Source organism: Pedobacter sp. (genome assembly GCF_965227205.1).
Classification (GTDB): domain Bacteria; phylum Bacteroidota; class Bacteroidia; order Sphingobacteriales; family Sphingobacteriaceae; genus Pedobacter.
In genome coordinates this window covers 3,363,631-3,382,020 of record NZ_OZ245727.1, presented here as the reverse complement: position 1 = coordinate 3,382,020, position 18,390 = coordinate 3,363,631, and the positions used below count along the sequence as shown (strand labels likewise).

General features: G+C 35.0%; 17 protein-coding genes. 6 read left to right on the top strand and 11 right to left on the bottom strand.

All coding sequences use genetic code 11. The features are described from left to right. Window positions 1–64 precede the first annotated feature (64 nt). The 4 genes from ACO05K_RS14495 to ACO05K_RS14480 all read right to left on the bottom strand — a co-directional run bounded on the left by ACO05K_RS14495 (window position 65) and on the right by ACO05K_RS14480 (window position 4,804). On the bottom strand, window positions 65–1,552 hold the full coding sequence (locus tag ACO05K_RS14495) for a magnesium chelatase (RefSeq protein WP_421945143.1): 1,488 nt from the start codon (window positions 1,550–1,552) through the stop codon (window positions 65–67). Between the two features lie 80 nt (window positions 1,553–1,632). Beyond that, entirely contained in the window at window positions 1,633–2,730 is a 1,098-nt protein-coding gene (locus ACO05K_RS14490) for a vWA domain-containing protein (RefSeq protein ID WP_047798931.1), read from the bottom strand. Window positions 2,731–3,018: 288 nt separating this feature from the next. Continuing rightward, complete coding sequence (locus ACO05K_RS14485) at window positions 3,019–3,684, bottom strand: suppressor of fused domain protein (protein ID WP_421945142.1); 666 nt, start codon at window positions 3,682–3,684, stop codon at window positions 3,019–3,021. Window positions 3,685–3,925: 241 nt separating this feature from the next. Further along, complete coding sequence (locus ACO05K_RS14480; RefSeq protein WP_421945141.1) at window positions 3,926–4,804, bottom strand: carbohydrate kinase family protein; 879 nt, start codon at window positions 4,802–4,804, stop codon at window positions 3,926–3,928. A gap of 84 nt (window positions 4,805–4,888) precedes the next feature. Between ACO05K_RS14480 and ACO05K_RS14475 the strand changes: the two genes are divergently transcribed. Further along, entirely contained in the window at window positions 4,889–5,314 is a 426-nt protein-coding gene (locus ACO05K_RS14475) for a YybH family protein (RefSeq protein WP_421945140.1), read from the top strand. On the opposite strand, the gene ACO05K_RS14470 is transcribed toward ACO05K_RS14475, so the two are convergent. The 7 genes from ACO05K_RS14470 to hemW all read right to left on the bottom strand — a co-directional run bounded on the left by ACO05K_RS14470 (window position 5,311) and on the right by hemW (window position 12,543). Continuing rightward, window positions 5,311–6,576, bottom strand: coding sequence for a DUF5690 family protein (locus ACO05K_RS14470; protein WP_421945139.1), 1,266 nt, complete (start codon window positions 6,574–6,576; stop codon window positions 5,311–5,313). The genes ACO05K_RS14475 and ACO05K_RS14470 overlap by 4 nt on opposite strands. Window positions 6,577–6,766: 190 nt before the next feature. Continuing rightward, entirely contained in the window at window positions 6,767–7,381 is a 615-nt protein-coding gene (locus ACO05K_RS14465) for a sugar O-acetyltransferase (RefSeq protein ID WP_421945138.1), read from the bottom strand. A 265-nt stretch (window positions 7,382–7,646) separates the two neighbouring features. Then, window positions 7,647–8,525 carry a cupin-like domain-containing protein gene (locus tag ACO05K_RS14460; protein ID WP_421945137.1) on the bottom strand — a complete coding sequence of 293 codons (879 nt, stop codon included), beginning with the start codon at window positions 8,523–8,525 and terminating at the stop codon, window positions 7,647–7,649. Between the two features lie 127 nt (window positions 8,526–8,652). Then, window positions 8,653–9,438, bottom strand: a complete 786-nt coding sequence (locus ACO05K_RS14455) for a DUF3050 domain-containing protein (RefSeq protein ID WP_421945136.1) — start codon at window positions 9,436–9,438, stop codon at window positions 8,653–8,655. 215 nt (window positions 9,439–9,653) lie between these two features. Then, the gene (locus ACO05K_RS14450) at window positions 9,654–10,205 is read right to left on the bottom strand and encodes a fasciclin domain-containing protein (protein WP_421945135.1); all 552 of its coding nucleotides are present in this window, start codon (window positions 10,203–10,205) and stop codon (window positions 9,654–9,656) included. Window positions 10,206–10,532: 327 nt separating this feature from the next. Then, a complete protein-coding gene (locus tag ACO05K_RS14445; protein ID WP_421945134.1) occupies window positions 10,533–11,315 on the bottom strand; it encodes an SDR family oxidoreductase in 783 nt (260 codons plus the stop codon). A gap of 97 nt (window positions 11,316–11,412) precedes the next feature. Continuing rightward, the gene (hemW, locus tag ACO05K_RS14440; protein ID WP_421945133.1) at window positions 11,413–12,543 is read right to left on the bottom strand and encodes a radical SAM family heme chaperone HemW; all 1,131 of its coding nucleotides are present in this window, start codon (window positions 12,541–12,543) and stop codon (window positions 11,413–11,415) included. 98 nt (window positions 12,544–12,641) lie between these two features. On the opposite strand from hemW, the gene ACO05K_RS14435 reads away from it, so the two are divergent. The 5 genes from ACO05K_RS14435 (at window position 12,642) to gldM (ending at window position 18,389) form a co-directional block, all read left to right on the top strand. Beyond that, window positions 12,642–13,619 (top strand): DUF4271 domain-containing protein, encoded by a 978-nt coding sequence (locus ACO05K_RS14435; RefSeq protein ID WP_421945132.1) that lies wholly within the window; start codon window positions 12,642–12,644, stop codon window positions 13,617–13,619. Between the two features lie 15 nt (window positions 13,620–13,634). Continuing rightward, window positions 13,635–14,405 carry a uroporphyrinogen-III synthase gene (locus ACO05K_RS14430; RefSeq protein ID WP_421945131.1) on the top strand — a complete coding sequence of 257 codons (771 nt, stop codon included), beginning with the start codon at window positions 13,635–13,637 and terminating at the stop codon, window positions 14,403–14,405. A 225-nt stretch (window positions 14,406–14,630) separates the two neighbouring features. Then, window positions 14,631–15,959, top strand: a complete 1,329-nt coding sequence (locus ACO05K_RS14425; protein ID WP_421945130.1) for an SUMF1/EgtB/PvdO family nonheme iron enzyme — start codon at window positions 14,631–14,633, stop codon at window positions 15,957–15,959. Window positions 15,960–16,006: 47 nt separating this feature from the next. Continuing rightward, window positions 16,007–16,813, top strand: a complete 807-nt coding sequence (gene gldL, locus ACO05K_RS14420) for a gliding motility protein GldL (protein WP_421945129.1) — start codon at window positions 16,007–16,009, stop codon at window positions 16,811–16,813. Between the two features lie 40 nt (window positions 16,814–16,853). After that, a complete protein-coding gene (gene gldM / locus ACO05K_RS14415; RefSeq protein ID WP_421945128.1) occupies window positions 16,854–18,389 on the top strand; it encodes a gliding motility protein GldM in 1,536 nt (511 codons plus the stop codon). The last annotated feature ends 1 nt before the right edge of the window (window position 18,390 follow it).

Genomic DNA, 18,390 nt, shown 5'->3' with positions numbered 1-18,390 from the left:
CTTTGAAGAATATCTCAGTTAGAGAATATTTCTTCAAAGCTAAACAAAAATGCATTATTCAATTCTATCTAAAATCGTCTTCATCTTCTTCCTCATCAAATTCAGCATTGAATAAACTGCCAAACATATCCGAGAATCCAAAACCTCCGTTAAGATAGTTTTTGCTTAATTGAGAATATTCTGCTAAACCATGTAAAACGAATTCCATTAAAAGTAAAGTTTGGTTTTCGCTTAATTTTGGGTGGAATTTCTTAACAACATCATATAAACTTGGTACTAACATCAGCGCTTTTTTGTATTGAGCATTTGTTAAACTATCTGTTACATCAACATTGTTTCCTTCGGTAAACCATTCGGTAATTTCTGTATAAGGATTTGCCGTTTTGGTTTTCTTGGCTTTTTCTGGGTCGGGAAAATAACGGGCGAATAATGTTTTAACTGCTTTTCCTATTAATGTGGTTGCTACATGCGCCGGGCCTTCTAATTCACCTTCGTAAACCAGTTCTATTTTACCAGTAATTGCAGGAATAATTCCAGCTAAATCTGATAAACGAACGAAAGTGTTTTTCTCTCCGGAGATTAACATTCTGCGCTCGGCCGTGCTGATTAAGTTTTCGTAAGCCGAAATGGTTAACCTTGCCGAAACACCAGATTTTTGGTCGATGTATTCACTCTTGCGAGCTTCAAAAGCAATTTGCTCAATTAAGTCTTTCACCAAACCATCTGCTTCGATATTTGCTCTTTGCTCAGCTGTAAGTTTAGCTTCCTGAAAAGTGATTTTACGTGAAATTTCGATGCTTTTAGGGTAGTGCGTTAAAATCTGACTTTCAATTCTATCCTTCAATGGCGTTACAATACTTCCACGGTTAGTGTAATCTTCAGGATTGGCTGTAAAAACAAATTGAATATCTAAAGGCAAACGCAGTTTAAATCCACGAATTTGAATATCCTTTTCTTGCAACATATTAAACAATGCCACCTGAATACGAGCTTGCAAATCGGGCAACTCATTAATAACAAAAATACTTCTGTGTGCTCTTGGAATTAATCCGAAATGAATCACTCTTTCATCATTATAAGTTAATTTCAAAGTGGCTGCTTTAATTGGGTCAACATCGCCAATTAAATCGGCAACAGTAACATCTGGAGTAGCCAATTTTTCGGTATAACGTTCGCTTCTGTGCAACCAGGCAATTTCCGTTTCATCACCTTTGGTGGCAATTTCATTTTTGGCAAACCAGGAAATTGGATTTAGCGGATCATCGAAAATTTCGCTTCCGGCAACATAAGGAACATATTCATCCAATAAATTAACCATTAAACGGGCTATCCGGGTTTTTGCCTGACCGCGTAAGCCTAAAAGCAAAATGTTATGTCGCGAGAGAATTGCAGTTTGTAGTTCAGGAATTACAGTTTCATCGTAACCGATGATGCCCTCAAATTCTGTTTTTTTATCCCTTAAAACTTTTATCAGATTTTCTCTAAGTTCTTCCTTAACGCTTCTTGATTTATAATTTGTAGCCTTTAATTGGCCTAAAGTTGTGTTTTGCATATATCTGTGTTATGAGTTACAGGCTATGAGTTAAAAGGCTATACGTTTAAACCTAAAACTTTTAACTTTCAACCTTTAACTTATTTAACCGTTTTCCTTCTATTTTTAATGTAATCTTCAAAAATGTATTCGCCCAATCCATTTAGCGAACTGTAAAAAGCTCTACCGCCATTTATTTCAGTAAACTGACGGACGAACTGTTGTAAATATGGGTCTTTGGCAATCATGAAAGTGGTGATTGGGATTTTCAAACGCTTGCATTGCGCTGCCATATTTAAGGTTTTATTAATCACCTTTCTATCCAAACCCATACTGTTTTTATAGTATTTGCCGTTTTCTTTTAAACAGGTTGGCTTCCCGTCGGTAATCATAAAAATCTGCTTGTTATGCGTTTTACGGCGACGGAGCAAATCTGTTGCAAGCTCTAAGCCCGCAAAAGTATTGGTATGGTAAGGCCCAACTTGCAGGTAGGGTAAATCTTTAACTGTAATTGGCCATGCATCGTTTCCAAAAACTACAATGTCTAAAGTGTCTTTCGGGTATTTGGTCTTAATCAGTTCGGCCAAAGCCATTGCCACTTTTTTTGCAGGCGTAATTCTATCCTCGCCATACAAAATCATAGAGTGCGAAATGTCAATCATCAAGACTGTAGAAGTTAGTGTTTTAAAATCTTTTTCTTCTACTTCTAAATCCCTATCTGTTAGAGTGAAATCGCCAATTCCGTGGTTAATTTGTGCATTCTGGATAGAGGCCGTCATGTCGATTTGGTCTAAGCTATCGCCAAAATTGTATTCTCTGCGGTCGGCATTTTTTTCTTCGCCAATTCCCGATTGGTTGCTGTTATGGTTTCCGCGACCAGATTTTTTGAGTTTTCCGAAAATTTCATCTAATGCCGATTTCCGTATCGTTTGCTCTGTTTTTGCGGTTATCTTAAACTCACCAGATTGATTATCTTCCGTTAGGTAACCTTTATCTTTCAGGTCGTCGATAAAATTTCCAATACCATAATCATTATTGGTTAATTTGTATTGCTTATCAAGTTCGTTAAGCCAACTCAATGCTTCGGCAGCATCTCCCGCGGTATAATTTAGCAATTCGCTAAATAATTTCAGCAACTCATCAAAGCCACCCTTTGGCGTATCGCCAGGTTTATAATCAGAAAAACGAAAACCTCTCATGTGCTTTTATTAACAGAAAATTAAAGATAAAAGTTTGCTTTTGTATTAATTTAAGCGTGGTGTCATATTTGGAGTTAAGCTGAAATGTTAAGGCCGAAAAACTAAAGCAGAAAGCTCAAAGTTTAAATAATTTGGGCGTTCCCCAATCCCGATGAAAAATCGGGAAAGGGTCGGGCTTTTCAGGGCTTCGCTGCGCTACGGTACCGATAAAAAATCGGTACTAAACCCTTTCAATCCCTAACGCAAAACCTAGCGTAACTAAAGATATTCGTTTCTCCATAGCAATATTTAGGTTAATAAATTTGCTCTGTTATAATCGAAAATTTCTTTTGCATTTTTGTCGATTAACTTATCTAATAGGGCATTATATCCATTTTTTATTTTGTAATTCATTTCATCTTCATATAATGGAAAAGCAGAGTAAATATTGATTACGTTTTCTCCGGCTTGCAGCGAAGTAAAATCTTCATCAAATGTTACAGATGGCAAAACAACTATCCCAGTGTAAATTGTGTTTTCGCTATAAGGTTCCATATCTGCAGTGGCTTGTAAGGTATGACCGATAGACAACCAGGTGTCATAATGATGTGGGAACCGGGCAGATTCTTTCAGCATTTCAATTAGCCAATCGTTTGGGTTTTCTCCAGTAACTTTACCAAAACCTATAGATTTTGGTAATAACAACATTAGCTCGGCGAATTTATAATCTTCAGGGTTTTCAACTGCATTTGGAACCGTCATTTCTATTGTGCTCATTCCGGCAGTAAGTAAGAAATTAAATTCGTGCTGTTTAGAATTTACAAAATAAACATCGAGGTGTATATCTGGAGAAAATATTTCATGGAAAACTGTAATCTCTTCAGATTTGTATCGCTTATCTAAATGTTCTGAAATTAATTCTGAATGATGATAAAAGTGTTCTTTGCTTTTGAATTTCTCGAAAAAATCGTTCATAGTTTTGGTTTTGTAAGATTGGTTCATACAAAAACTACAATTCTTGTTCCAATTGTGATGAATATTGCGCCATCAAAAGCAAAAGGATAATTAAAGGTTATGCTCGGAAAGCTGCAGTGAATAAATCTCTAATTAAATTATTTAAAACTATCTTTTGCTTTAAAATAATACTCCTCAAAATAATGATTTATAAATCTTTTTTAGATAAAATCAGAGGATTAAATGAATTAATGTGTAATAATTACCCCAATGCCATATGGTAAATTTTCTTATTGTACTCTGGGTTTGCACCAGCTTGCGAAGCTACAAAAGCACCAACTTTGCAGGCATTATCTAAAATGGTTTCTATGGAATAACCTTGCAAATAACAAGCAACAAAAGTGGCTAGAAAAGCATCGCCTGCACCAACGGTATCTGCAACCTGAACTTTATAACCAGCATGTTTAAACAGTTTGCCATCTTTTAAAACGCAGGCGCCTTTATCACCAAGCGTTAAGCAAATAATTTCAATATTATATTTAGATGATAGCTGCTTTAAAATCTGTTCGTTTGTACTTCCTGTGAAACCGAATGTTTCTTTAACCCAAACAATTTCATCCTCATTAATTTTCAAAATATCAGCTTTGGCTAAAAGTTCTCCAATTAATTCTTTTTGGTAAAATGGTGCACGTAAATTAATATCGAAAATTTTGGTTTTGGCATTTTCTAAAAGTGAAAATATCGTTTTTCTTGATTCAGCATTTCTACAGGTTAAACTGCAATACACAAAAGCATCTGCATTTTTAACGGCGAGAATAACTTCATCCGTAAGTTTAATCGCATCCCAGGCAACTGGTTCTACAATAGTATAGGTTGCTTGTTGCAAGCTATCCAATTTAACTTCTACGGTACTTGTTGGTAATTCATTAACCTGAATTAAATCAGTTTTAAAATTCTGGTGATTCAAAAAATCTGTTAATTCTTTACCTAATTCATCTTTACCAACAGCACTAATGAAATTACTGGTTATACCTTGCTTATGTAGATTAAGCGCTACATTCATCGAAGAACCACCTGCATTTCTCCTGTCCGGAAAAACATCCCATAAAATTTCACCAATAGAAGTTACTGTCTTGCTCATAGAAAAATTGTTAAAGTATAAAGAAACAAATTTCTGTAGCTTTTAAATAAAATAAAACGCATTTTTATTTTTTAATTTTCAATTATGAGTATTAGGATTATAATATTTCTTTTATCAATTTCATTTTTTGCAAAGGCACAAACAAAAGGCGATAAGCAAGCTATTCTCAATGTTTTGGAAACGCAGCGAAGCGCCTGGAATAAAGGCGATGTTGAGCAATATATGCAAGGCTATGTAAAAAGCGATAGTTTATTATTTGTTGGGAAAAGAGGACCAACTTATGGTTGGCAACAAACTTTAGATAATTACAAAAAAGGTTATCCTGATAAGGCTGCAATGGGTTTTCTAACTTTTGGTATTAAAAAGGTAGAATTTTTAAATAAAGATGTAGCCTTTGTTTTAGGAAGCTGGAATTTAAAACGCGAAAAAGATGAACCTCAAGGATTTTTCACCTTGTTGCTAAGAAAAATTAAAGGAGAATGGAAAGTAATTGTAGATCATTCCAGTTAAGCTTCTACCTTAATCTTTTTATACTTCGATTTAAAATACTGCAACGAAAAGAATGTAAGCAGAATGCCCATTAGCGATAAAGCAATTACACTATTGTAGAAAAACGTTACCCAGTTTAATTTTACTTTCAATATCTCTTTACTAAACAAAACGCCAATACTGCCAACATAACCGAACGAATCGGCAATGTATATTAAAAAGCCAACGTTGCTCGTGTATTTAAAAGTAGAAATTAACCTGTCGAAAAATACAGCATTAAACGGAATGTAAACCATATAAAGTCCTAATCCGGTTAGTGTCATCCACCAAATTGGCGGCAACATTTGGGCTTTGAAAAGTAAACTGAAAGCCCCGGCAAAAATAAATCCTATTAAAATAAAATAGTGCGCTAACTGTAAAGCCTTAAAGTTGTTTTTAATCAGCACCATGCTACCAATTAAAAATAAAACAATTAAAGTTATTGGTGTTTCGGTTTTCGCAAAAATAGAGGGTTGATTAAAAAAGCCCATTTCCTTCCACATTTCAGCGCTGAAATTATCTCTGATATCTCTAAAAATAGTTGCAAAACAATAAATGGTAACGCAAGCCAGCAAACCCCAGAAAAAATCTTTAATAAATAATTTTCGGTCTGCCTTATTCATCGGGATTCTTTCCGTTCTAAACGTTATATCTTCTGCATCTGGAGGTGGAATCTTTTCCATCAAATAAACAAAAAGCAATAGGGGTAAGGCAAAAACTAATCCGGTGTAAAATGGTATCCAAAACTCAGAAAGATTAAAATTAATGCTTAACCATAAACCTACCGATTTTACAAAACCAGATGCGAAAATAAAACTCACCGCCAAGGTTGCGCCGATAAAATCAGTGCTTCGTCTACCTTCAACGTAAGAAAATACAACACCCCAAAGCATCCCCAACGGGAAACCGTTCGCAAACAGAAAAATAATATTGTAAGGAATTGGCGTGATGGCAAAAAACAACCAGCTTAACCAGGAAATTCCGGTTAAAAGAAGTATAATTTTACCTCGCCCCGTTCTTTTTAGTTCGGATATAAATTTTATTCCGTAAAATTTGGCTAACAAATAGCCAAGCATTTGGCAAATTACCAAAATGGTTTTATAATTATAACCGGCAATGGTTAAGCCATCGAATGTTGCAACGGTGAACGATTTTCTGAAACCGAAAATCATTGTGTAAGCTAAGAAAACAACAATAGCTGCGTATAGACCGGTTTTAATTTGCTGCTTGTTTTTAATAGCCATAATTCAATATAGCCTAATTTTTTAGAAAAACAATGTCATCACATTTGGCAACATCAGTCCTTCTTTACACTATATCTTTTCGCTGCGCTCAAAGGATGCCGTTTCAATAAGGTTTAAAAAACAAGGTTCAGTAATTCTTTTGAAACTTAGCAACCCCTCAAATATTTCAATCTAACAGGATTTCTAAACTTTACTCACCCAATTTAAAATCTTTATAATAGTAATCCTTATCCTCATCTGTTAACTGACGAATAACTCTACAAGGATTTCCTGCAGCAAACACATTATCTGGTATATCTCTAGTTACAATACTTCCAGAACCGATAACCACGTTAGAACCAATGGTTACTCCAGGATTTATTACAACGTTACCGCCAATCCAAACACTGTTCCCGATGTTAACTTCTTGTGCCCACTCATATTCTTGGTCACGTAGGTGTGCATGTATTGGGTGCCCGGCTGTATAAATGGCAACGTTTGGAGCAATAAACACACTATTGCCAATACTTACTTTAGCACAATCTAAAACTACGAGGTTAAAATTTGCGTAAAAGTTATCGCCAATTTCAATGTTGTAACCATAATCGCAGCGAAAAGGTGGTTCTATATAAAACATCTTTTCAGTTTTACCGAACAATCTTTTTAAAAGCTCTTTTCGTTGTTTAATACATTTTGGAGCAAGGTTGTTAAACTCATGAACAATTTCTCTGGCTTTTAATCGTTCTTGTGCTAATTCAGTTCCGCCAGCTTGGTAAGCTTTGCCGGCAAGCATTTTCTGTTTCTCGGTAAGTATTTCGTTTTCCATATACCGAAGATAAAAAAGTTTATGAATCTTTTTTGTCATTGCGAGGCACGAAGCAATCATACAAGTATAGGTTTATGCAGCTACCGCTTTAGGATTGCTTCGTGCCTCGCAATGACGAGCGCTGTAGTGGAATAGTAACAAACTCAAATAATATAACGATCTAAATAAAATATCCTGTAAACAAAAAACGGGGCTATCGATAAACGATGCCCCGCTGAAATTGCTTTCCCCAAAACCGATTAAACGGTTTGAAATATATTTTATTTTATGGTTTTCCTTTTGCTAAAGCTTTTTCTGCAATTACCACTGCTTTTTTCTCTCTCCAGTTAGCATACTTTTCTTTGAAAGTCATTTTAATTAAACTGTCTATTGCTCCATGAGTAAATAAACTCCAAACGCTAGCTACTTTGCGAGTGATAGATTGATCCCAAGCACGAAGACTTAAAGAGAATGAACCGTCAAGATATTTCATCCAGTGCCACATTCCTGTAGGCATAAATAAAGTATCGCCATGTTCTAAGAAAACTTCGTAACCCTCAACTCCGTTTAAAGCAGGAAACTTTTCGAAATCTGGATTAGCAACATCGTAATCTTCCAAAGCATAAGTTGCATTTGGTAAACAATACAATCTATCTTTCCATTTATTATCGAAAAGAACAATATGTTTTCTACCGCCAAAGTGTGTGTGGAAAATGTGCGGTAAATCAATATCGTAATGTAAAAACGTTACCGAATTTGAACCACCAAAAAACATTGCCGGCATACTTTCTATAAAACCACCCATTAAATCTTTGGGTATTTTTATATCGTTAATTAAACTCGGAACTTTTTTAAACAGGTTAAAAAAGAAGATGCGAAGTTCTGTAGGTTCGCGTTTAATCAAATCCAAATAATCGCCGAATTTCATATGTGCTGTTGCAGCATTAATCGGTTTTGATGGATCTGCTTTAGAATTATCATACAATGGAACTTCTAAATCTCCACCAATTTCCTTCAAATATTCGGTTGTCCATTTCTCTCTTGCAGGCCAGTCTTTTGTAAGACCTCTAATAACCAAAGGACGTTTCGTTTTCAGATAATTTTTCTTAAAATCCTCTGGAGTGATATTCTCAACGATATCTACAGGTTTTAAAATGAAACTCATGTGCTTAAAATCGGCTATTTGTACCGAACAACAAATGTGTGAATTTTATTTAATAATATTGTTACCTACCTTCAATTGTGACGAAAATCACTTAATTCTGACTTAATAATTTTTTAACAATTCGTTGTTATGCAACAACTTTCTGTTTAATTATTTCGGCATAAGCTGCGTCCCATAAATCAATACGATTTTGCAAAGCCACTTTCGCGGTTTCGTCAGCTTCAGCCCAAAAAAATTCATCTTTATTGCAAAGTTTTTCAGTCATTGATAAAGCTAAATGGCTATGGTGGTCGCCATCAACTTCAATATGGCGCTCCAGGTAATATTTAAATGTAGAAACCTGTTCTGGTTTAGTGCTGTTTAAATCATTAACCATGCTGTAAAACATATTTGGAATTAAATCTTCTCTGCCAAAAGTAAAGCTTGCTGCCTGTAAATGCGCTTTGCGACTATTAATAGTATCAAAAGTAGATTTTACAAAATTTCTAGCCGCATCTGGTACCTGTGCAAGTTCAAAAGCCATGTCAAATTCTCTTCCGTTTTGTAACGAGGTTAAGAAATTTTTAACAGGTTTGGTATCTGCACCGCATTGGTCCATTGCATCTAAATACAATTCGAAATGGCTTTTAATATTACCTTCTGCATCTACATCACTTTCTTCTCCGGCAACAATTTCGTTAATTAATTGGCGGGTAACTGCATCGCCAACCGGAAACCAAGGTAGGGTTGTGCAAGTTAAATTTATCTGTAATGCTTTAAGTAGCGACATAAAATCCCATACAGCGTAAATATGGTGTTCCATAAAAATTTGTAAATCTTCTAATTCACTTATTTCGCTGTAAACTTTATGATTAATGATTTGTTGCCTAAGCGGCTCGATGTTTTGTTGAATTTTTGAAATCTTGGGATTCATTGCTTTTGTTATTCAATAACTAAACTTGTTATCGCTAAGTTTAATTATTTATTAGGCTGTAAAATTATGTACTTAATAACAGCATTGGCTAAAAATTAAAAAACCTGAAAAACTACTGACAAATAACGCGTTTGCTGATTAATCCAGGTAACAAAAAAACGCTTCTACCAAATGGTAGAAACGTTTCAAATTATAGTTATAGGATGTGAAATCTCTTAGTTAGGCATTAACACAGTATCAATAACGTGTATTACACCATTTTTTTGGTTAACATCAGCAATAGTAACTGTACTCATTCCACCTTTTTCATCTTTAAGAACCAATTTTTTACCTTCCATCCAAGCCCAAAGTTTGCCACCTTGTACTGTAGTTAGTTCTGCTTTACCACCACCAGCTTTAATTGCAGCAGCAATTGCTTTGCTATCCATTTTACCGGCAACAACATGGTAAGTTAAAATTTTAGTAAGCGTAGCTTTGTTTTCTGGTTTAACTAAATTATCAACCGTTCCAGCAGGTAATTTATCAAATGCAGCGTTTGTTGGTGCAAAAACTGTGAAAGGTCCGGCGCTTTTTAAAGTTTCTACTAAACCAGCAGCTTTAACGGCAGCAACCAAAGTTGTATGGTCTTTAGAGTTTACAGCGTTGTCAACAATATCTTTTGTTGCATACATTTCTGCACCACCAACCATCGGGTTTTTTTGTGCGTAAACTTGACTTGTAAATGCCATAGTAACAACGGCAATTGCAGATAAGATTAATTTTTTCATTATTTCTAATTTTTAAGTTTCTGTTATTTGATTCCATTTACGATAGCCAACAGAGACTTGGTTTTTCTAAATTAGAAAATTAATTTAATTACCTGACAATGAGCTATTTAATTTTGTTTGAAAAGTAAGTGATGTAGTTCTTTTGAAAATACAGTCCGTTTTTCCGCTAAATCTTTTTTGCTCGTAAAAACAACTTACGAAGTCTAAATTTATGGAACTTAACTTTGGAGACTTCGTAGTTAAATCAAAGGCAAAAAAGTATACCGCTGCAATACGGTTTAGTTTAAGCAGGTTTGTGCAATTTATTAAAGTTTGCTTGCCTGGCGTTTACGTAACCTTTGCTTCTCTAACTTTTTTCGAAAATATTTTCGGGAAAAAGCGCTTAAGTAAAACAGCTTTAGTTTCTTTGCCGCCGATGTAAACTTCTTCTTTTTTAGCAGAAACCGCTTTAATAATTTCCTTTGCACAATCTTCAGCGCTCATTCCGTTCGCTTGTGCATCGTCCATTGTTCCCTGTGTTTTGCCGTCAGCCGTTAGCGCATTTATCGAGACATTGGTTTTAATAAATCCCGGACAAACAATTGTAATATCTATATTTTTATCATAAACTTCAGAACGTAATGAATCGAAATAGCCATGCAAAGCATGTTTAGATGCAGAATATGCAGAGCGTAATTTGGTTCCAAACTTGCCAACCAAACTACTTACAACAACAATTTGTCCACCACCGTTTGCAATCATATTTTTAACTACAGCTTTGCTTAAAATTGCAGTTCCCCAAAAATTGGTAGCCATAATTTGTTGCTCTGTTTCGGTACTGGTATTTAAAGCCAAACTCCGCTGACTAACACCGCCTGAATTAATAAGCAAATCAATTTTTCCGAAAATTTTGATAGCATCTTCAGCTTTTTGTTCTAGAATTTCAGTTTCACTCAAATCGAAAGGCAAAACATGTACATTGAATGAGTTTTGGCAGTTTCCTTTAACTCTGAATAACTCATCTCTGTTACGCCCAGAAATAATCAGCTTGTTACCTCCTTTAAAATATTCGTAAACCAAAGCTTCTCCAATTCCCGATGAAGCGCCTGTAATCCATATAATTTTAGACATACCTATATAATTATTGAATTAAAGATTGACTGAATGATAGAATGACCCTCTATTACGATATAAAAATCATTCAAAATTCACTCACTCTCTAATTCACTCATTCATTTATTATAAACAATTCTGATGCAATATGGTCGGCAAAAAGTTTTCCATTTTCGCTCAATTTAATCGTTTCGTTTTCTAATATTAACCAATCTTTATCTTCAAAATTTCGAAGATTATATTTCGTTTCTTCCAAAAAATCTTTTCCAAAATCAGTAGCAATTTTTTGCAAATCTGTACCCCAAATTGTTCTTAGCGAAGTCATCATATATTCGTTGAATCTATCGTTTAAACTAAGCTCTTCAATAATTTCTGGTAATTTATTGCTTTGCAATGTTTCAATGTATAAAGCATTATTTGCAGGATTCATGTAGCGGTTTCTGCCATCAAAACCATGAGCTGATGGACCTATGCCAATATAATCTACACCTTTCCAATAATTTGTATTGTGAACTGCATAGCAAGAAGGCTTCGCAAAATTTGAAATTTCGTAATGTTCAAAACCTGCCTTTTTAAGTTCATCCATCAAAATAATAAACTGAGAAGCACTTTGGTTATCATTTACAGGAGCTTGCTTTTTGGTTTTTATCGCATGCGCTAAAGCAGTTTTAGGCTCAACTGTTAGTGCGTATGCAGAAATATGAGGAACGCTTAATTCAATAGCCTTGTTAATATTGGTTTCCCACTTCTCATCAGTTAAAAGCGGATAACCATAAATTAAATCTAAAGTTAGGTTCTCAAATCCTGCATCCTGACTTCTTTTGATGCAATTTTCAGCTTCATCGGCATTATGCGCCCTGTTCATCCAAATCAAATCTTCATTAAAAAAAGACTGGATACCAACGCTGAAACGGTTCACAGGTAATTGTTTTAACTCTTTAAGTTTCTGTGATGTTAAATCATCAGGATTAGTTTCGATGGTAATTTCCGCATTTGAATCGACAGAAAAAGTTTGGTTTATAGTATCAAAAATTTTCTGCAAGGCAGATTGCGGTAGGATAGAAGGCGTACCGCCACCAAAATAAATACTTCCAATCTGTCCGCTAATTCTGTCTTTTTTAAATTTGATTTCCTTACATATGCTTTCAACCATTTCATCAGCATATTTTAACGATGTGCTAAAATGAAAATCGCAATAGTGGCAAGCCTTTTTGCAGAAGGGAATATGGATATAGATACCGGACATTGCCGCAAAGATACATCATATTCCAAATCCATTTATTTTCTTTAGGTAAACAATGATTATTCAGTTACTTTTGCGAATTAAGTTTTGAAGTGGCTCTAATGCTGAAACATATTTTAATCTTCCTTTCTTTAATTTTATGTGTAGAAATTGCTTCTGCGCAACAAGTCCCTGCTGTTAAGGATAGTGTTTCAGCGATTAAATACAGTTATAGACGTTATAAAGTCGACTCTGCTACCTTGGTGCGCCAACAATTTGTTACAGATTCAATTATTAGGCATACATGGGTTTTGCCAGATAGTGCATTAAATAAAAATGCTTTAATTGATAGTGTAGAGAAAGAATTTCTTTTTCCAACGCTGGATTTACTTGCTTGGCAGCAGAAATATAAAAACTTCAAGAAAAAAGAAAATCCATATCAGTTAGGTAAGTCAATACCTAAAGGAAATGTTTATTTGCTAGGCTTTATTTTTATAATGTTAGTTGTATTCGCCATTCTGAAAAATGCATTTTCAAAGCAACTGTCAGCTATTGTGCAATCATTTTTTAGCAACCGAATTTTAAATAATATTAATAAAGAAGATAATTTATTTAGTTCTTGGCCATTCTTGCTTTTGTTTATACAATTCGGATTCATTTTAGGAATGTTTTTCTTCTTGGTTGCGCAGTATTACAACATGTATCAAGCTCAAGATGGCTTTAAATTTTTCTTCTCAATCTCTCTAATTATTATTGTTTTCTATGCGCTAAAACTAGTTTTATTAAGGTTTTTAGGGTTTCTTTTTAATATGCAAAAGCCTGTAGGAGAGTACATTTCTATATTATATTTGAGTTATTTTAATGCTTCGTTGTTATTTATACCTTTAGTTGTGGCTTTCGCTCTATCGCCATTAAAGTATGGGGCAATTTACATAGGTATAGCGGTGTTGTTGCTGGTGGTTATATTTGCTTTTCAGTTACTTAGAGCAGGGGTAACCATACTTTCTAATAATAAGTTTTCGAAAATGCATTTATTTTTGTACTTTTGCGCCCTCGAAATATGTCCTATTTTAATACTAATTAAAACGATAGGGCTGTAGCAGATAAAAAGGAAAATGCAAGAAAAGAACGACTCTAGAATTCGTAAAGTAAAAAGTATTTTAGTTACTCTACCGAAACCTGAAACAGAAAAATCTCCTTATTACGATTTGGCGAAAAAGCATAACCTGAAAGTAGATTTCAGATCCTTTATTCATGTTGAAGGCGTTCCTGCCAGAGATTTCAGGAAGGATAAGATTAATTTAGCCGATTTTACAGCTGTTATTTTTACGAGTAGAAACGCTGCTGATCATTTTTTCAGAATCTGTGAAGAAATGCGTTACGATGTACCCGCAGAGCTAAAATACTTCTGTCTGTCTGAAACTATAGCTTTGTATCTTCAAAAATATATTCAGTACAGAAAACGTAAAATATTTTTCGGAAAGCAAACTGCAGCTGATTTGGCTGAAGTTTTGAAAAAACATGCTAACGAGAAATTTTTATATCCATGTTCGGACGTAGCAACTGAAGATACCATGAAATTCTTGGAAAAAAGTGGATATGATTTTACACCTGCAGTGCTATTCAGAACGGTTGTAAGCGACCTTTCAGACCTTGCTGAAGTGTTTTACGATGTCATTGCATTCTTCAGTCCATCGAGTATTCAATCATTGTTTAAAAATTTTCCTGACTTTAAACAAAACAATACGAGGATTGCAGCGTTTGGAGTTAATACCAGTAAAGCTGTAACTGATATGGATTTGGTTGTTGATATAGCAGCTCCAACACCTGGAGTGCCTTCAATGACTATGGCTATTGAGAATTACATCAAAGTTTCCAATAAATAAAAGATTCCCTCTAAATTTTTTTTGATAAATAACAATAAACTGCAACTTTTTGAGTTATAGCAGGATAGTGGCTTATTTGTAACGAAAATATTAGGTTAAACGTTCGGTGAAAACCGTTCTTATACCCTAATAAAGGGGTGTTCGTGTAATTTTTTTGAATTTGTTGTATATTTAAGTCATTTTTGATACAATTGCTAATTGTGTTTTTTACACTATAAAAGAAATATGAAGAAAATTTACCTTCTGTCTATATTGGCTGTAACAGTATTACTAGCTAGCTGTGGCCATGGCGGTCAAGGTGAGCTTGTTGGCTCTTATAACCGTAAATTTAAAAATCAAAGGATTCCGCTTGGAATGGTTTATATTCCACCTGGGCATACTCCTCTTGGAGGTTCAGATGAAGATATTACTTTTTCTCAGGCTGGACCAAGCAGAATGACAACCATTCCTGCTTTCTTTATGGATCAAACCGAAATTTCCAATGCAGAGTATCGCCAATTTACAAAATGGGTTCGCGATTCTATTGCTATTGTAGCAATGGGTTATCCTCAGCAATATATGATGACTCAAAAAGGTGCAGCAGCAAATGCAGTTGGTGGAGAAAAGTATATCGATTGGAGAAAAGTTGGTAATGGCTCAGGAATTTGGAGTGGTAAAGGAAAAGGTGCAAACGCAGCTAATGCAAGCCAATTGGATAATATGTATTATTCTGGCTTAGATGCCTTGCCCGGAAAAAAGGAAATCGATGTTCGTAAATTAGAATATACTTACGGCATATTAAATTTTGATAAAGCAGCTTTAGGGCACAAAGACCCAAATAGTAAACGTCAGGATTATATAGATAGATATTCAATAGCTGTTTATCCAGATACAATGGTTTGGAAAACAGATTATTCTTATTCGCAGAACGATCCAATGGTTAGAGGTTATTTTAACCATCCTTCGTATGATGACTATCCGGTTATAGGTGTAAGTTGGGAACAAACACAGGCTTTCTCACACTGGCGCACGCAACTTTATCAAGGTGTGGCTTCAGCCAGAAAAATGCCAGCAAATGCTAGAGCAGATTATAGACTACCATCAGAGTCTGAATTTGAGTATGCCGCAAGAGGTGGTAATACTAAAACAAAATACCCTTGGGGTGGTCCATACATTAGAAATACCAAAGGTTGCTTACAAGCTAACTTTAAACCAGGTCGTGGAGATTATTCTAGCGATGGCGGTATTTATACTGTAGGTGTACGTTCATATTTCCCTAACGACTACGGCTTGTATAATATGGCTGGAAATGTTGCCGAATGGACACAGACTGCATACAACAAATCAGCAGCTCCGCTTTTACACGATTTAAGTCCGAACTTCACTTATGTTGCAGGAAAAGAAGATAGCAAATATTTAAAACGTAAAGTGGTTAAGGGCGGTTCATGGAAAGATACAGGCTATTTCTTACAGAATGCTGTATCAACTTATGAATATCAAGACCAACAAAGATCTTATATCGGATTTAGATGTGTATCAGCACTTTACGGTACGGATTTAAGAAACAAAAACTAATAAACCAAACAAACTAAAAACTAAAGAAAACATTTTAAGAGAATTTTATGGCAGCAAAGAAACAACCAAGTTGGTTACACGTAGCGATTTCATGGGGAGCGAGTATTGTAATTATAGGTGCATTATTTAAAATTCTTCACCTTGGGGGAATCTTAGGTAACTACATGATAGGTGCCGGTTTAGGTATTGAAGCTTTGTTATTCTTTTTAACAGGTTTCTTCCCACCAGAGCCAGAACCAGCATGGGAAAGAGTGTACCCAGAACTTAGAGAAGATTTTAAAGGCGAATTGCCAGTTGCTTCAGCAAGACCACAAGCGGCAGTTTCGGCTCCAACATCAGCAGCTTTAGATAAAATGTTATCTGATGCCAAAGTTGGTCCTGAATTAATTGAAAGTTTAGGTAATGGCTTACGCACATTTGGCGATAAAGTAGCTGCAATTTCAAACGTTGCTGATGCTTCTACTGCTACAAATGAGTTTACAAGCAAAATAAAAACTGCTTCAGCAGGATTTGATAGTTTAAGCGTTTCGTTTGAAAAAGCTACTGCAAATTTAAAGGCAATGGGTGATAATGGTGTGAATGCTCAGGCTTACCATGATCAAGTAAATAATTTGGCTAAAAACTTATCTGCTTTAAATGCTGTGTATGAATTAGAATTGCAAGATTCATCTGCGCATTTAAAATCGATGAATAAATTCTATTCAAACTTATCGCTTACAATGCAAAACTTTAACGAATCTATGGAAGATTCTAAACAGTTTAAAGAAGAAGTAAATAAGTTAGCGAAAAACTTATCATCACTTAATGCCATTTATGGTAACATGCTTTCGGCTATGAACAGCCCAAGAGTTTAATTATTTAGTTTTTAACTTAATTAGAAAAGCTACATAAGAAATGGCAGGCGGAAAAGAATCAACGAGGCAGCGGATGATCAATATCATGTATTTGGTATTGTTAGCTATGCTTGCCCTTAACGTATCAGATACAATATTAGATGCTTTTAAAAACATCAATGACAGTTTAGATACATCAAAAAATAATGTTAATACAAGTATTGAACAACTTTTTTCTTCTTTCGAGAACTCAAAATTAAAAGAAGAGCCGGCAAGAGCACAGCCTATTTACGATAAAGCTAAACAAGCTAAAGCAGCTGCTGACGATTTGAACAATTACATTGAAAGCATTAAAAAGCAATTTACTACTGCTGGTGACGGAATAAATCCAGAAACTGGTGATTTGACAAATAGAGATAATCAGGATATTTCTCCTAATATCATGATTAATCAAAAGGAAGGCGCAAAACTTAAAGCTAAAATTAATGCAACTCGTGAGAAATTAATTTCTTTGCTTGATGCTCAGGATAGAGCTTCGGTAACTTTCTCACTTGAAGCAAAAGATCCGGCTAGAAAAAGAAAAGGAAACTGGGAAGAAACTCTTTTTGGTGAAGGTACTCCTTTAACTGCTGCAATGACAATCTTGACTAAACTTCAAACGGATACAAAAAATGCCGAAGCTGAAGTAGTTAAAAAGTTATTCGGAAATATGGATAAAGCCATTGTTAACATCGATAAGTTTGCAGCAGTTGCGGTTGCGCCAACTTCGTATGTTATTCAAGGTCAACCTTACACCGCAGAAGTATTTTTAACTGCGAGCGATTCAAGATCGAGTCCTGATATTAGCGTTGGCGGTGGAAAACTTAATGTAAAAGAAGGAAAAGGTACCTACACTGGTAGTACTGGTAGTGTTGGTGTTTTCAAATGGGTAGGAACAATTCGTGTTCGCCAAACTGATGGACAAATAAAAGAGTACAAAACACCTGAACAGAGTTACCAGGTTGCAAAACCTTCGGCAAGTGTATCTTCTGATAAGATGAATGTAATTTATGCTGGTATTCCAAATCCATTTTCAGTATCAGCGGCAGGTTTTCCATTAGAAAGTGTTAATGCAAGTGCTTCTGGAGCTTCAATGAGTAAAATCGGTGCAGGAAAGTACAATGTTCTTGCAAGTGGTTCTCAGGTTGGTTCTGATGTATCAATTAACGTTACGGCATCAAATGCTGGCAAAACAGTTAGTTTAGGTTCTCAGAAATTCAGAGTTAAGGCAATTCCAGCTCCAATTGCAAAAGTTGGTGGTAGAATTGGTGGAGATGTTTCTTCAGTTCAGTTAAAAAGTGAAACAGAAATTGAGGCAGATTTAGATGATTTCCCTTTTGATGTTTCTTTTAAAATTTTAAGATATAAGATAACTGTAATTAAACCACGCTCTGAAGCAGTAACCATTGCAGGTAGTGGTGGTAGCTTTGCTGGTGCGGTAAGAGGTGCAATGAATGCAATAACGCCAGGTTCGAAGGTTTTCTTTGATGATATCGTTTCTCAAGGACCAGATGGTCGTCAGAAAATTTTGCCTTCGGTTTCATTTAATGTTAAATAGA

Coding starts and splice junctions, on each gene's coding strand:
- ACO05K_RS14495 (WP_421945143.1), bottom strand. CDS start 1,552: ATGCAAAACACAACTTTAGGCCAATTAAAGGCTACAAATTATAAATCA.
- ACO05K_RS14490 (WP_047798931.1), bottom strand. CDS start 2,730: ATGAGAGGTTTTCGTTTTTCTGATTATAAACCTGGCGATACGCCAAAG.
- ACO05K_RS14485 (WP_421945142.1), bottom strand. CDS start 3,684: ATGAACGATTTTTTCGAGAAATTCAAAAGCAAAGAACACTTTTATCAT.
- ACO05K_RS14480 (WP_421945141.1), bottom strand. CDS start 4,804: ATGAGCAAGACAGTAACTTCTATTGGTGAAATTTTATGGGATGTTTTT.
- ACO05K_RS14475 (WP_421945140.1), top strand. CDS start 4,889: ATGAGTATTAGGATTATAATATTTCTTTTATCAATTTCATTTTTTGCA.
- ACO05K_RS14470 (WP_421945139.1), bottom strand. CDS start 6,576: ATGGCTATTAAAAACAAGCAGCAAATTAAAACCGGTCTATACGCAGCT.
- ACO05K_RS14465 (WP_421945138.1), bottom strand. CDS start 7,381: ATGGAAAACGAAATACTTACCGAGAAACAGAAAATGCTTGCCGGCAAA.
- ACO05K_RS14460 (WP_421945137.1), bottom strand. CDS start 8,525: ATGAGTTTCATTTTAAAACCTGTAGATATCGTTGAGAATATCACTCCA.
- ACO05K_RS14455 (WP_421945136.1), bottom strand. CDS start 9,438: ATGAATCCCAAGATTTCAAAAATTCAACAAAACATCGAGCCGCTTAGG.
- ACO05K_RS14450 (WP_421945135.1), bottom strand. CDS start 10,205: ATGAAAAAATTAATCTTATCTGCAATTGCCGTTGTTACTATGGCATTT.
- ACO05K_RS14445 (WP_421945134.1), bottom strand. CDS start 11,315: ATGTCTAAAATTATATGGATTACAGGCGCTTCATCGGGAATTGGAGAA.
- hemW (WP_421945133.1), bottom strand. CDS start 12,543: ATGTCCGGTATCTATATCCATATTCCCTTCTGCAAAAAGGCTTGCCAC.
- ACO05K_RS14435 (WP_421945132.1), top strand. CDS start 12,642: ATGCTGAAACATATTTTAATCTTCCTTTCTTTAATTTTATGTGTAGAA.
- ACO05K_RS14430 (WP_421945131.1), top strand. CDS start 13,635: ATGCAAGAAAAGAACGACTCTAGAATTCGTAAAGTAAAAAGTATTTTA.
- ACO05K_RS14425 (WP_421945130.1), top strand. CDS start 14,631: ATGAAGAAAATTTACCTTCTGTCTATATTGGCTGTAACAGTATTACTA.
- gldL (WP_421945129.1), top strand. CDS start 16,007: ATGGCAGCAAAGAAACAACCAAGTTGGTTACACGTAGCGATTTCATGG.
- gldM (WP_421945128.1), top strand. CDS start 16,854: ATGGCAGGCGGAAAAGAATCAACGAGGCAGCGGATGATCAATATCATG.